A 14,757-nucleotide genomic window follows, 5' to 3' on the forward strand; every position below is an offset into this window, starting at 1 on the left:
GATTACTGCGCTTTTAATGTTTGACCGTTTACCTCTAAACTGTCATCAGACATTAGATAAACATATAAAGGCATAATATCTTCTGGGCTGGCGATCTCATCTTTATCTTCCGCTGGGAAAGCACATGAGCGCATATTGGTATTTGTTGCGCCAGGGTTGATAGCGTTAGTGCGTAAGTTTGAACCTTCATACTCATCTGCAATAACTTGCATCATACCTTCTGTGGCAAACTTAGAAATGCTGTATTGACCCCAATACGCTCTACCTTGACTACCAACACCTGAAGAAGTAAAGACTAAAGAAGCGTTTGGTGCTAATAATAAGGTCGGTATTAATGCTTGTGCTAATAAACATTGCGCAGTGACATTAACTTTCATCACGTCATTAAATATTTGCTCATGCATATGGGTGAATGGTGTTAGTTCACCTAAAATAGAGGCATTAAGTAATACTCCATCTAACTGACCAAACTGACTGGCAATGGTCGAAGACATGTCTATATAGTTTTGTTTGGTTGCACCTTTTAAATCAAGAGGAATAATTGCAGGCTCTGCTAGCCCCAACGCCACAATTTCATCATACACAGCTTCAAGTTTTTTAACCGTTTTACCTAGTAAGATAACCGTAGCGCCAAGTTGAGCATAGGTTAATGCTGCAGTACGGCCAATGCCAGCGCCAGCACCTGTAACTAGAATAGTTTTGTTTTTTAAATAGGCATCTTTTGTTGAATAATTAAACATTTTGAGATCTTATTACCGTGAGTGGAAAATTACCTCCTATTCTACTCGTTGGTATTTTCATTGACGAGTAAAAAGTTGACTAACATGAAAATATTCTACAAAAAAGTAAAAAATTACTAGCACCTTATGACATCTTGGGGTAACTTTAACTGGTCCTACTAGTTGTTTAAACATCCGTTTACATTTTGGTTTGAACAGTAAAAGTAAAATAACTTTAATAAATAGACATAATAAAAATTAAGGCATTGGGGAATTCAATATGAAAAAGCTAGCTCTCAGTCTTGCGGTTATTAGCGCACTTGGTTTAAGTGCCTGTGACAGCGAAACTATTGAAGATGTACAAAAAGAAGTCGAAGAAAATGGTACAGCCGTTAAGTCGTTAGCTCGTGTTGTATTTGACCCTTCAAATGGTGGCTTATCGGTACCTAATGATTTGTTATTCTTAGGCACCCCAGATGGTACCTTGAATATACCTGTAGCAAGGGATGCGGAAGGTAATATTATATCAGGTGAAAGTGACGAGGAAGGCAATGAAATTGAATCACCTAATTATGCAGATCCATCAACTGCATTAGGTGCCCTTGATGGCTGGTCAACGACTAACCCGTTTGTACTTGATATTAGTGTCCCTGATGACGCCTCTATTGATAGCACATCTGCTGAGAATCCTGCCTCAGTTAAAATATTTGAAGCATTGATGGGAGGTGATACCGGTTGTGAAGAAGTTCCACGTGGTGCTGCTTGTACGGTGGTTAAAGAATTAACCTTTGGTGTTGATTTTGTGACTAAAGCATCTGGAAATGGTGTGGCAGTTATTCCTATGAAGCCTCTTAAAGCTAAAACAACTTACATTTTAGCATTAACCAATAATCTGAAAGACAGTAATGGCAATAGTGTAGCTGGCTCTATTACTTATGATTTAGTTCGCCAAGATATAGCTACTAATCCGTTAGCAACTGATGCTCAAAAGGCTTTGCAAGGAGTTATCAATAGTTATGAAAATGCCATTGTAGCAGCAGGTGCTGATAAAGATGCTTTAATTTACACCATGGCATTAACGACACAATCAACTGTTGATGTACTGGCTACTGCTAAAGCATTAATGGCTAATAATGTGCCCGCGATGGTTGAAAATGCTACGAATGGTATACCAACTATTGGCGTTCAAGATACCGCAATGTCTGTTGCAAATATTTTAGCACCTTATCCTGAAGGCCACCCTGATTTTGACAAAAACAAAATCCCACAATCATTAGTGCCGCTATATTCGGCAGCTAACTTTATGCAAGGTAGTATTACTTTACCTTATTATTTAGGAGTTCCATCAGCTGAAAACCCTAAAGGGCCAGTAAATGATTGGTGGAAAGCTTTGTGTGATTCAGGAGCAATTTTAGCAGGCGTAGCAGCAAAAATTGCTGCAGGAGAGCTACCGCCTGAAACAATTCCAGCTGATGCGGTAAGTGTCGATGATGGCACTTGCATGGCTATATCAGCGGCACAAGAGCTGCCTGCTCCTGGTCTTAGGGCACTTGGCTTTGATGCGAAACGTCATTTAACTAAATTTAGCCCTGTACCTAAAGCGAATGCTGACATGGCTATTGTGGTGCAAATGACTACACCAGATGTCACTATAGCTAATGCTGTTCGCCCAAGCTTTGGCTTGCCAGGCGATTTAGCTGAACCGACAAATGGTTGGCCAGTTGTGATATTACAGCACGGTATTACTTCTAAAAAAGAAGATATGTTAGCTGTTACTGGTATTCTTTCAGCGTTTGGTTTTGCGACAGTTGCCATTAATCATCCATTGCATGGTGACTCTAATGCTTTAGGCGGTTTATTACCCGGAGGCAGCCGTGGTTTTGATATAACAGGCCCTGACGGTGTTCCAGATGGCATTGATGATATTAATGCCACAACAGTGACTTCTACTCATTATATGAACTTAGCTAGTTTGTTGACCACTCGTGATAATTTACGCCAGTCAACTTCAGACTTAGTTGGTTTACGATTAGGTTTAAATTTCTTGGGCGGTTTTCATGCTGAAGGAAATCCAATTAAGGTTGATAGAACTAACGTACACTTTTTAGGGCATTCATTAGGTGCAATTACCGGCATGAACTTTATGGCCTTAACCAATAGCATGCTTGACCCACAGGTTGACCCTTTGTTCGCTGTGAGCAGTAATAGTCTCGCTATGCCTGGCGTTATGGTTGCTAATTTCTTAATGGAATCAGGTGCGTTCGGTGACGTGGTTAAATCAAGCTTAACTTATGCAACATCAGAAGCATTTCAAGGTTATGTTGCCCAAGTTCATATGAGCGAAACACCGCCGACTTCAGATGAATTGGCTGCTTATTACAGAGACTTCTATTTATTATTGACGCCAGAACAACAAGGTGAACTCAATGCTAACTTTACTAAGTTTGCCTTTGCGGCTCAAACAGTAACAGATGCAGGCGACCCAGCTAACTATGCTGGAATGATGGCCGCTACTAATACTCCAACGCATTTAATTGAAGTTGTTGGCAATGGAAGTGATAACCTAGGAGATCAAGTGATTCCTAATTCAGTGTCAACTACCCCGTTTGGTGGTACTGAAGGTGCTATTTCTTTGTTAGGCTTACCAGGTGTAAGCACTACAACAGAAGGCTCTGGTGCGGTACGCTTTACTTCGGGTCATCATGGCTCTATTTTAAGCCCAGCCGCAATTCCAGGCATTGCACCTGATGCAGCAAAAACTGCAGCGGCAACTCAAGAAATGCAAGGGGAAGTAGCTGGATTCTTTGCTGCAATGGGACAACTGATTACAGTAACTAACCCTGATGTTGTTAAATAAGTTTTAACGTAAAATGTCTTATCTTGAAAGCCCTCAATTGAGGGCTTTTTTATTGCTTGATTTCTACGTCCTTTAACCCGCTTTGCAAGACGAAAAAATAGTGTAGAATTACGTCAATTATTTTTTATCTTTTTTTACCAATATATCCTCAGGAGTTACCTTGGAATTTTTATATGAATACGGTTTGTTTTTAGCTAAAGCCGTTACTTTTGTTTTGGCAATTATTGCCATTATTGTAGCTATTACTGGTGCAGCTATGAAACAGCAGCACAAAAAAGGTGAGCTTGATATCACTGATTTATCTGAACAGTTTTGCGAAACTGAAGAAGATATTATTCATGCGTTATTGAGCAAAGATGAATTTAAAGAAAAAGAAAAAGCAGATAAAAAGCTCGCTAAAGAGAAAGCGAAAGCAGATAAAAAAGCAGCTAAAGCGGGTGAAAAGAAAGAGCCTAAGAAGTCACATGTCTTTGTGGTAGATTTCAAAGGTAGTATCGATGCTAAAGAAGTTAGCTCCTTACGTGAAGAGGTGTCTGCGATACTTTCTGTGGCAACACCTGAAGATGAAGTCTTTGTTCGTTTAGAAAGTGGTGGTGGTATGGTACATGGTTATGGTTTAGCATCTTCACAGCTAGATCGTATTCGTCAACACAATATTCCTCTAACAGTATCTGTAGATAAAGTGGCTGCTAGCGGTGGGTATATGATGGCTTGTGTGGCAAATAATATTATTTCAGCACCTTTTGCTATTCTAGGGTCTATTGGTGTTATTGCACAGGTACCAAATTTCAATAAACTATTAAAGAAAAACGATATCGACTTTGAACAATTTACGGCTGGTGAATTTAAACGCACAGTGACCATGTTCGGTGAAAATACAGAAAAAGGTAAAGAAAAATTCATTGAAGAATTAGAAGAAACTCACGTTTTGTTTAAAAATTTCGTTAGCGAACACAGACCTAGTTTAGATATAGTTAAAGTTGCCACAGGTGAGCATTGGTTTGGTACAACAGCCTTGGAACTTGGCCTAGTAGATAGTATACAAACCAGCGATGATTATTTACAAGCAAAAAGTAAAAGCCATAAGGTTGTTGCGATTAAGTATGAAGTGAAAAAAGGCTTGGCCGAAAAATTCTCTAAAGCTGCTTCATTATCGGCGGAGAGTTTTTTAGGAAAATTATTACAACGTAATAATATCTTTCCTAGCTAATAGCTGTTTGATGATTAGTTATCAGCCGTTGGTTTAGTTAACGAGTAAATTAATAAACTAAATAATATAAAAAAAGCCTTACTGAACAGATTCAGTAAGGCTTTTTTGTTTAACAATTATTTTCTTTTATACAAAAATAATATACTAAATTTTAATTATCTTTTAGGTGCTTAAAGTCGATTTCTTCAATGTTATGACCTGCTTGTGGGTCTAGATACATATCATGGTCAAACTGGTCTTCACTTTTCGCAACAACAAGGCTCACCATGCTATCCCCTGTAACGTTGACTGCAGTACGCGTCATATCCAATAATCTATCAACACCAATAATAAGGGCAATACCTTCAACCGGTAAACCAACTTGCTCTAACACCATGGCTAACATGATTAACCCAACGCCAGGTACACCTGCTGTACCTATAGAAGCTAACGTTGCGGTAAGCACAACCGTTAAGTAGTCAGCGAGTGTTAAATCTTGTGTAAATACTTGCGCAATAAAAACAGTTGCTACCCCTTGCATGATTGCTGTGCCATCCATATTAATGGTGGCACCAAGCGGTACGGTAAATGATGCTATGGAGTTTTTAACCCCCATCTTTTTGGTTGCTGTTTCTAATGTGACAGGAATAGTGGCATTTGAGCTTGCGGTAGAAAAAGCAAAAATGGCAGCGTCGCGCATTTTCTTTAAAAAGATAAGCGGATTTAAGCCTGTTAATAGTTTCAAAATGATAGGGTAGGTAACTATTGCGTGAACCACTAAAACAAAGAAAACCACTAAGAAATATTCTATTAAATTTCCAAAGGTTGTCAGTGATACAGTGGTAAATAATGTCGCTAATAATGCAAATACGCCATAAGGGGCGATATTCATTAAGATAGTGACCAGGCGCATAATTACTTCACTTAAATCCTCGAATAACAACGCTATACGTTCCCCTGCCTTTCCTGAAAGTGCGATAGCAATACCGAAAAGTAATGCAAAGACGATAACTTGCAGCATATTCCCTTGTGCGAAGGAGGCGAAAGGATTGGTAGGAAACATTTGGATAATAACTTGTGCTAGAGAAGGTGCTTCTCTTCCAGAGAAGCTACTGCTCGCCACCATGTTAACGCCTTCTCCTGGAGAAATAATTAGTGCAACAAAAATAGCGAAGCTAATCGCAATGGCTGTAGTGGCGAGGTATAAAGCGACTGCTTTACCACCTATGCGGCCAAGTTTACTGGTGTCTTTTAGTGAACATACCCCACAAACTAGGGATACGAAGACTAAGGGCACAACTAGCATACGTAAGCTGGCCATAAATACTTGGCCTATCACTTCTAATATGCCATCTACAAATAAGCCTTTGAGAGAAAGCTCAAATAAATATAGGTTAATTACTTTGTCAGAGCCATTGGGCATAAGCCACTGCAAAAATGTTCCTAATAAAATACCTGCAACCATACCGATAACTATCCGGCTGGTTAAACTGTTCTTATTAGGAGAAGAAGACGTTGTTTTTTCAATTGTCATAGGGTTAATGTTACTTCAGCAAAGGGGTAAGTTAAATTGTGATTATTGTGTCGATATAACACTAATAATTTGAACCGTTAAGGTTAGCAATAAATATCAGGATTAAAAACTACTTTATCATGACTATTTTCAAAGTAGCGCCAGTAAAAAATTTTAACTGAATAAATGAAGACAATTTTATTTTTAATAAGCAGTACCTTTTTGTTATTTATCAGTTAATATGAGTTATTAAGTCTATTTATAAAAAGATACTGGGGATGCTTTAATGCAGTTACTTCGACGTTTAAGTTTTACTATGTTATTGATGTCAATGATGACACTTGTAGCGTGTGGTGGTGGAGATGGTGATCTTACAGGGGGCGGTGATGGTGAAGGCGGTACGTCAAATACAGCTACCCTGAGCATTACAAAGTCAGAAGGTGATTTATCAGCTACTAATGATATCACCATTTCTGCATCGCTATTATTAGATAGTAATGGTGCAGCTGTGGTTGGGAAACTTATTACTTTTACATTGAATGATCCCTCTATAGCCGTTTTTGATCCTGTTGTTGGTACCGCTATTACTGATGCGTCTGGTATAGCGACAATAACGGTAAAAGTAACAGATGTTGCTGGTGGCGTTGAAGTCACAGCAACTGTTGGTTCAGACTCAAATAGCGGCTCTGCTTCTATTGGTTTCACCAGCTTGGGTGATGGTGTGAAAATTGTTGAAGGTGAGCCACAAGCGGCTTCTATTAGATTATTTGCAAGCTCACAACAATTAGCGTCCAGTGGGGCGCAATCTATTGAGTTATCAGCGATTGCAAAAGATGAGAATAACAACCTGCTTGCAGGGGTTACTATTAACTTTGCTAGTGATTCTGGCGCACTTGGAAAAGTACTTGATGAAAATGGCGGTAGTTCAAATGTAACAGGACCTGATGGTAAAGTTACTATGGAGTTATCGACTCAAGATGAGCCTAGTAATCGCATAATTAATGTAACCGTAACCAGTGGTGCTATTACCGATTCGTTAGAAATAGAGGTTGTTGGCACTACTTTGACGTTAACCGGTTCAAGTTCTTTAGCGATAAATGATGAGACTAACTATATTGTTAAGGTACTCGACTCAGATGGTAATGGCGTAGCAAAAACGGATGTCATACTTTCTTTGGCGGGAGAGGGAGCTGGTATTGAACTTCCTTCTCCTGCTTTGGTAACAACAGACGCAGAAGGACAAGCTCTGTTGCAGGTAACAGGTACTAGTGGTGGTACTAATAGTATTGTTGTTACTGCACTTGGCGCGACTGCTAGTCAAGATGTTTCAGTGCAAGCAGATTCATTCTTATTTACCAGCTTTACTAATGGTACTGATACAGTAAATCCGTCAAATACTCCGATTGTTCCTGATGTTTCTTTAGTACAAACAGCAAATATTACTCTTACGTGGCTGCGGGATAATGCACCTGTACCAGATGGTAAATCTGTTTCCTTTACTACAACTCGCGGCATTGTAAATGTTAATTCTGCTACTACTGTTGATGGTGAAGTCACTGCTACATTAACGTCAACAGATGCAGGTACAGCGTTAGTTACATTTGTTGGTTCAGACGTGGTTGATGGTAAAGCTGTGGAATTGACGAATCAACTTGAATTTGAATTTTTTGCCGATACTGCAGCAACAATTAAAGCACAAGCCTCACCTAATTCGATAGGTCCAAATGAACAAACATCCACTGTTTCAGTCGTTGTAAAAGATGTAAATGGTAACTTAGTTAAAAATAAACGAATCAAATTTGTGTTAGAAGATGTAAGTGGCGGGTCAATTTTTCCGGCAACGGCAGTAACCGATAGTAGCGGTTCTGCTTCAACAATTTATACTTCAAATAATACTTCTGCTAAAGATGCGGTAGCGATAACCGGAGTGGTTGAAGATACCCCTGCAATAACTGATACCGTTAATTTAACTGTTTCTAATCGTGAGCTATTCATTTCATTAGGGACAGGTAATGAAATTGAAGAGTTGGGTACTACGGATTATGTTAAAGAATACTCTGTTTTTGTTACCGATGCCGAGTCTAATGCAGTTGATAATGTAGAATTAACCGTTTCAGCAATACCTGAAAATTATTACAAAGGTCTTTGGGTTCCAACCTATGATGGTTCTGACTTCGTACTTTGGTTGGCTCTAGGTGAAGGTTCAACAAATACTCCTGGTCCAGTTTATCTTCCGAAAACAGCTTGTGCAAATGAAGATGCTAATTTTGATGGTATCTTAGATGAAGGTGAAGATTTTAACGGTGACGGTGAATTAACACCGGGTAATATCGTATCAATATCAGGCACCCTAGTCACAGATGAAGATGGACGGTCAGTTATTAAAGTAACTTACCCACAAAGTTATGGCCATTGGCTTGATGTAAAGCTGATTGTTTCAGGTAAAGTAACCGGTAGTGAAAATTCTACCCAAGCTATTTTTACCTTACCTGTGTCGATTGATGATATAAATGTTGAAGATGCTATACCACCAACTCAAGGTATAGGTACTATTGGGCCATTTGGCTTATCAAATGATTGTAGTGATAATATCAGCCAAGACTAGCTTTAGCCGCTTAATAAGTAGTTAATTTGAATTGAAAAAGGCTCCCTTGTGGAGCCTTTTTTATCTGAGCGCTACTGAGGTATATTGCAGTAACTAATCGTAATGAATTACTTCGCCATTTCTTTAAGTAAAAATGCTGAAATCTCAGCACTCACTTTTAAGGTTTTTTCTTGTCCTGCAATCCCTTGACCACAGCTATCAGTAAAGGGTGCTATCTCCATCATATCTGCGCCAGTAATGGGGTACTTAGCAGCTAGTGCTCGTAATATGTCCATAGCATTTTCTGGCATTAAACCATCTGGCTCAGGAGTGCCTGTAGCACTAGCGAAGCTATCATCAATAGCATCAATATCAAAACTTACATACAGTTCATCTATATTTTCATCATTGAGCTGAGCAAGAATATTGTCTATCGTCTGCTTAATACCCTGAGACTTAATATCTTTGGCCCAATGTTGCTTCACGCCAAAAGTCTCTTCCCAATGGCTTTGAGGTCTGCCGCTTGAACGAATACCAATTTGGATAAGGTGATGCTTTTCATGTAAATCATCTAAAATATGGGTACACCAAGAGCCAAAACATAAGTCGATACCTAAACGTTCCACTAATAAATCTGTATGCGCATCAAAGTGAATTATTGCAGCACGTTTGCCTTGTTGCTTTTTAGCCTGAAGGTAAGCTTTAGTTAACGGGTAACTCACACTGTGATCACCGCCGATCCCGAAAATACCTTTTTCTGGGAATTCAGCATAAAAATCATGCAAGACATCTTCAGTAATACTCAAAGGACTAATAGGGTATTGGCTATGTTCGTCTTGATATAAGGCTTTTTTACAGTTTGCCAGAGTCGCTTCATTTAAATACTTATCAGATAATAAATGTGGGATGACCCTTACATCACCTAAATCAAATGCGGTTAATTCTGGATAGCTGGTAAGTAAAGTTGAGCGTAAAAATAAAGGCCCCCAATTTGCACCACGTAATATCCCACCACCACAATCTGATGCTATCCCTAAAATAACGGCTTTAGACGCTTCTGGTAGTTGATTTAATGATGATTTCCATAAATCTTCAACACCGACCGCTTGTCCAAAAATAGTTTGGTGTAACTGCTCTTTACGCTCTTTCGCTGTATTTACGGTAAATACGCCATTACCAGGGGGACACAAACAATTGCTGAGTTTGTTATAAAATGTTGATGTAATTGCTGTCATTTAAAGTCTCTATTTGGTTATTTATATGAGTTATCTATTGAGGAAGCAGGCCCCTATACTTTCACTATTTAAATATTTTTAACATTATGCTCTTATGTTTTATCGAAAAGTCGATTATGATTGCCGCTAAATGTAGGCAAAATGTGACTAAGCGCACAATGATATTCATTAATGCCCATTATAGCTAAAACCAGTAACTGGGTGAATAGCATTCACTGCCAAGAAAAATAATTACTTGTCAGTTTGCATATTTATCGATATACCTATAAATAGTTATGCAAAGAATAAATTTAAATAAAGTATTTTTTTTATCGCTAGCAAGGTCATAACAAGTACGCTCGCACTTTTGTGATTGAATTAGCGTTTGAATAAAAAGGCAAAAAATAATTTGTCTTTCTCGAAGGATTAGAAATTTTTATGGCAAAATCACTAGTTATTGTCGAATCGCCAGCCAAAGCGAAAACAATTAATAAATATCTAGGTAAAGACTTTATTGTAAAGTCGAGTGTTGGTCATGTACGTGACCTTCCGCACAGTAGCACGGGTAAAAAAGTTGCTGCTAAGTCTCCAGCGGAAGTGCGTAAAATGGCACCTGAAGCAAAAGCTAAATACAAAGCCAAGCGTGATAAGCAAGCGTTGGTTAATCGTATGGGTATAGATCCAGATAAAAACTGGGCTGCCAATTATCAAATATTGCCAGGTAAAGAAAAAGTTGTTGCCGAACTTAAAAAATTAGCGGATAAAGCAGATATTGTTTATCTCGCAACCGATTTGGATCGCGAGGGAGAGGCGATTGCATGGCATTTAAAAGAAATTATTGGTGGGGAAGATGAGAAGTTCCGCCGTGTTGTTTTCAATGAAATAACTGAAACGTCAATTCAACAGGCATTTTCTACGCCGGGAGAGTTGAGTATGCCCGGTGTTAATGCTCAGCAAGCAAGACGTTTTCTTGATCGTGTGGTTGGCTTTATGGTCAGCCCACTGTTATGGAAAAAAGTTGCACGTGGTCTTTCTGCCGGACGAGTGCAATCTGTTGCAGTAAAATTAGTTGTGGAAAAAGAGCGTGAAATCAAAGCATTTGATCCACAAGAGTTTTGGGAGATTTCAGTCGATACCCATGCCTCGACAGGTGAGTTACTAACCCTTGATGTTACCCATGAAAATGGAAAAACGTTTAAGCCAACTGATGAAAAGCAGACCAATGCAGCGTTAGCAATATTAAAACCCGCTGATTACACTGTTAGTAAACGGGAGGATAGACCATCAAAAAGTACTCCGTCTGCACCGTTTATTACCTCTACACTACAGCAAGCTGCCAGTACTAAACTGGGATATGGTGTCAAACGCACTATGGGCTTAGCACAACGCTTATATGAAGCCGGTCATATTACTTATATGCGTACCGATTCAACAAATTTAAGTAAAGATGCGGTCGAAATGTGTCGTAATTACATTAGCGATAGTTTTGGGGATAATTACCTACCTGAAAACGCAAAAACGTATGGCTCGAAAGCTGGAGCACAAGAGGCTCATGAAGCAATACGTCCATCAAATGTCAAGCTTGAAGCTGCATTCCTTGAAGGTATTGAAGCTGATGCTAAAAAGCTATATGAGCTGATTTGGCGCCAGTTTGTTGCCTGTCAAATGACTGCTGCACGTTATACCGTTAGTACGTTAACTATTAGTGCTGCTAGCTTTGATTTAAAAGCTAAGGGACGTGTAATGCAGTTTGATGGTTGGACAAGGGTGCACCCTCAGCTGAGTAAAGGTGATGATAAACATTTACCTGATTTACAAGTAGGCGAATCACTAACGTTAGATAAAATTGATCCAAGTCAGCACTTTACTAAACCACCTGCACGTTTTGGTGAAGCATCGTTAGTTAAAGAGTTAGAAAAGCGTTCAATAGGTCGACCTTCAACGTATGCATCAATTATTTCTACCATTCAAGATCGTGGTTATGTTCGTTTAGACAAAAAACGTTTTTATGCTGAAAAAATGGGTGAAATTGTTACTAACAGTTTATCTGGCAGTTTTGAAAAGTTAATGAGCTACGAGTTTACCTCGAATATGGAGCAAGAACTTGATGAAATAGCTGGCGGTAGTGCTGATTGGAAGAGTGTTTTAGACGAATTTTATAAAAACTTTACCAAGCAATTATCTAAAGCTGACCAACCATCTGAAGACGGTGGTATGCAAAACAATGAGCCTGTACTCACTGATATTGATTGTCCTACCTGTAATCGTAAGATGGGGATTCGTACGGCTCAAACGGGTGTGTTTTTAGGCTGCTCTGGTTATGCTTTACCACCGAAAGAGCGCTGTACAACAACCATGAACTTAACCGCTGGTGAAGAAGCGGTAAGTATTTTAGCTGAAGATGCTGAAACTGAAGCACTGATGGCAATGCATCGTTGTAATAAATGTGGTACTGCAATGGACAGTTACCTTATTGATGAAACACGTAAATTACATGTTTGTGGTAATAACCCTGTATGTGATGGCATTGAAGTTGAGAAAGGCGAGTTTAAAATTAAGGGATACGATGGTCCTATTCTAGAATGTGACCGCTGTGAATCGCCTATGGAATTGAAATCAGGCCGTTTTGGTAAGTATTTCGATTGTACTAATGAGGAATGTAAAAATACTCGTAAGTTACTCGCCAGTGGTGAAGCTGCGCCGCCAAAAGAAGATCCGGTGCAATTGCCTGAACTTGAATGTGAAAAATCCGAAGCCCACTTTGTCCTTCGTGATGGTGCTGCAGGTATCTTTTTAGCGGCACATACTTTTCCACGTTCGAGAGAAACGCGAGCACCTAAGGTAGCTGAGTTACAACGATTTAGAGATCGTATTTCAGAAAAATTCTATTACTTAGCTGATGCTCCTGCAGAAGATAATGAAGGAAACTTATCTGTAGTACGTTATAGCCGGAAAACCAAAGAGCAGTACGTAATGACCGAGATCGCTACTGAAGACGGTAAACCAAAAGCAACAGGTTGGACTGCGAAATACATTGATGGTAAATGGGTTGAAGATATTCCCAAGAAAAAGGTAGCAAAAAAGAAAGTCGCTAAAAAAACTACCACAAAGAAATCCGCAGCAAAGAAAAAGACCAAAACATCAACTGAGTAAAGTGATGTTTTGTTGAAAATAAAAATAGATACCCAAGGGTATCTATTTTTTTGTCTATCTTATATTCAGCTTAGACTTTATCAGCCCTTTTAATCTAAACCCTCTAGCTCATCTAATACTTTTCTTGCTTGGGCTAAAGTACAGTCAGTATGGGCCATTAAGGCGGCAATAGTTACATTCTCGATGCGAAGTGCTAAGGCTAACAGGTTATCATGACTTAAATGTTGATATTCTTTTTTCAGTAACTTAGCAAGCCAGATCCAGCTTTGTTCATTTTCTTGTTCTATAAAGCCAATGATAGCTTGCAGCTGAGAGAAATTGGCTTTTAACTGCCAATTTCTAGAGCGTCCAATTCGACTCAACTCACATCCTAAATGTCTGATATGTGCTTTTAAAAGGTATGCCTTCACAGTACGACGAAGAAAAGAGGGCAAATTAATTGTATTGATTGTTTCCACAAGGTTATAACCTTAAACGGTTAACAATGAACTGCTTTGCAGAAGTACTTACCATTTTTTCTTTGGTTGAAATAATAAATCTAATTCATTCTCTTCGCTCTTAGCTTTCTTCGCTGCATCTTTGGCATTGGTATGCTTTAATGCATCAGTAATTTCTGCTAATTGTTTTGAAATATCAGCTTGCCTCGTTGCAACATACTCATTCTTAACGGTGCTGCTGGCTAAACTTTGTAAGGCTTTCTCAAAATATTGTCGAGCAGAGCCAAGCATTTCTTTATTAAAAGCTTGAGTACCGCGTTTAACTAAGCTTTCGATATTAATTTTTAATTGCATGGTCGCTAATCGTTGATCTTCTGCAGTAAAACTTTGTGCGTCAAGAGCGCCTTTATTTTGTTCTGATTTCAGTACGACACGTAATTTCTTAATGCATTGCAAAATGCCAACAAGCTGTTGTTCATTATCAGGTAAAGTAAAGTTTTCATCAACTGAAGCTTGGTTCTCAGCAAGGTCTTCCGAGGCTTTTAAGCGAGATTGTAATTCTTGAACTCTTTTTTTGATCCCTTTAACTTCAGGCATAAGTTCTTGCATAGCTTTAGCTGCATTTAAGCTACGAAGGTTTAATATTTTAACGATATTTGGGTTATTGGGTAAATTTGATAAGTTGAAAATTAGGTCTTCGCTTTCATCAATAACTGCTTTTTGTTTTGCGACTTTAATGCGCTTTTCGGCTTCTAATTTTTCTTTATGTTGTTGAATGGAACTCACCACAACTACAAATACAATTAACGCAACAATTAAGCCAATAATAATAGCAATCATCTAAGGTTCTCTTGAATAAATAAACTACTAGGCAGTCTACAAAAAATGTTTTGTTTAGCATAGGACTAGTTGTGTATTTCACATAAAAATGACATGTAAATGTTGTTTAAAACTCGAGTATAACTAAGTAACGAATAATCTTTAGCGGATTTTGAGGAAGTGGAGAATTTTATTTACAGAAACTAAAAAATATAATGGAATAAATTTCGGTTTAAGTATATTATTTTATTATAAGAACGTTAAAAACCACG

General features: G+C 38.6%; 9 protein-coding genes. 4 read left to right on the forward strand and 5 right to left on the reverse strand.

Annotation, left to right across the window (positions count from 1 at the left end; translation table 11 throughout):
- Window positions 1-2 precede the first annotated feature (2 nt).
- Window positions 3-740, reverse strand: coding sequence for a YciK family oxidoreductase (locus ND2E_RS01780; RefSeq protein ID WP_033095671.1), 738 nt, complete (start codon window positions 738-740; stop codon window positions 3-5).
- 259 nt (window positions 741-999) lie between these two features.
- Between ND2E_RS01780 and ND2E_RS01775 the strand changes: the two genes are divergently transcribed.
- Entirely contained in the window at window positions 1,000-3,576 is a 2,577-nt protein-coding gene (locus ND2E_RS01775; RefSeq protein ID WP_033095672.1) for a VolA/Pla-1 family phospholipase, read from the forward strand.
- Window positions 3,577-3,736: 160 nt separating this feature from the next.
- Window positions 3,737-4,786 carry a protease SohB gene (gene sohB, locus ND2E_RS01770; RefSeq protein ID WP_033095673.1) on the forward strand — a complete coding sequence of 350 codons (1,050 nt, stop codon included), beginning with the start codon at window positions 3,737-3,739 and terminating at the stop codon, window positions 4,784-4,786.
- Between the two features lie 151 nt (window positions 4,787-4,937).
- On the opposite strand, the gene ND2E_RS01765 is transcribed toward sohB, so the two are convergent.
- Entirely contained in the window at window positions 4,938-6,299 is a 1,362-nt protein-coding gene (locus ND2E_RS01765) for a dicarboxylate/amino acid:cation symporter (RefSeq protein WP_052056989.1), read from the reverse strand.
- Window positions 6,300-6,564: 265 nt separating this feature from the next.
- Between ND2E_RS01765 and ND2E_RS01760 the strand changes: the two genes are divergently transcribed.
- The gene (locus tag ND2E_RS01760; protein ID WP_033095675.1) at window positions 6,565-8,883 is read left to right on the forward strand and encodes an Ig-like domain-containing protein; all 2,319 of its coding nucleotides are present in this window, start codon (window positions 6,565-6,567) and stop codon (window positions 8,881-8,883) included.
- 107 nt (window positions 8,884-8,990) lie between these two features.
- Here the strand turns inward: ND2E_RS01760 and ND2E_RS01755 are convergent, their stop codons facing one another.
- A complete protein-coding gene (locus tag ND2E_RS01755) occupies window positions 8,991-10,097 on the reverse strand; it encodes an arginase family protein (RefSeq protein ID WP_033095676.1) in 1,107 nt (368 codons plus the stop codon).
- Window positions 10,098-10,514: 417 nt separating this feature from the next.
- Between ND2E_RS01755 and topA the strand changes: the two genes are divergently transcribed.
- The gene (gene topA, locus ND2E_RS01750) at window positions 10,515-13,229 is read left to right on the forward strand and encodes a type I DNA topoisomerase (protein ID WP_033095677.1); all 2,715 of its coding nucleotides are present in this window, start codon (window positions 10,515-10,517) and stop codon (window positions 13,227-13,229) included.
- 89 nt (window positions 13,230-13,318) lie between these two features.
- Here the strand turns inward: topA and ND2E_RS01745 are convergent, their stop codons facing one another.
- Complete coding sequence (locus ND2E_RS01745; RefSeq protein ID WP_033095678.1) at window positions 13,319-13,687, reverse strand: ribosome recycling factor family protein; 369 nt, start codon at window positions 13,685-13,687, stop codon at window positions 13,319-13,321.
- 48 nt (window positions 13,688-13,735) lie between these two features.
- A complete protein-coding gene (locus ND2E_RS01740) occupies window positions 13,736-14,506 on the reverse strand; it encodes a hypothetical protein (RefSeq protein ID WP_033095679.1) in 771 nt (256 codons plus the stop codon).
- Window positions 14,507-14,757 lie beyond the last annotated feature (251 nt).

Origin of the sequence: Colwellia psychrerythraea (genome assembly GCF_000764225.1) — a bacterium.
GTDB classification, from domain to species: Bacteria; Pseudomonadota; Gammaproteobacteria; order Enterobacterales; family Alteromonadaceae; genus Colwellia; species Colwellia psychrerythraea_D.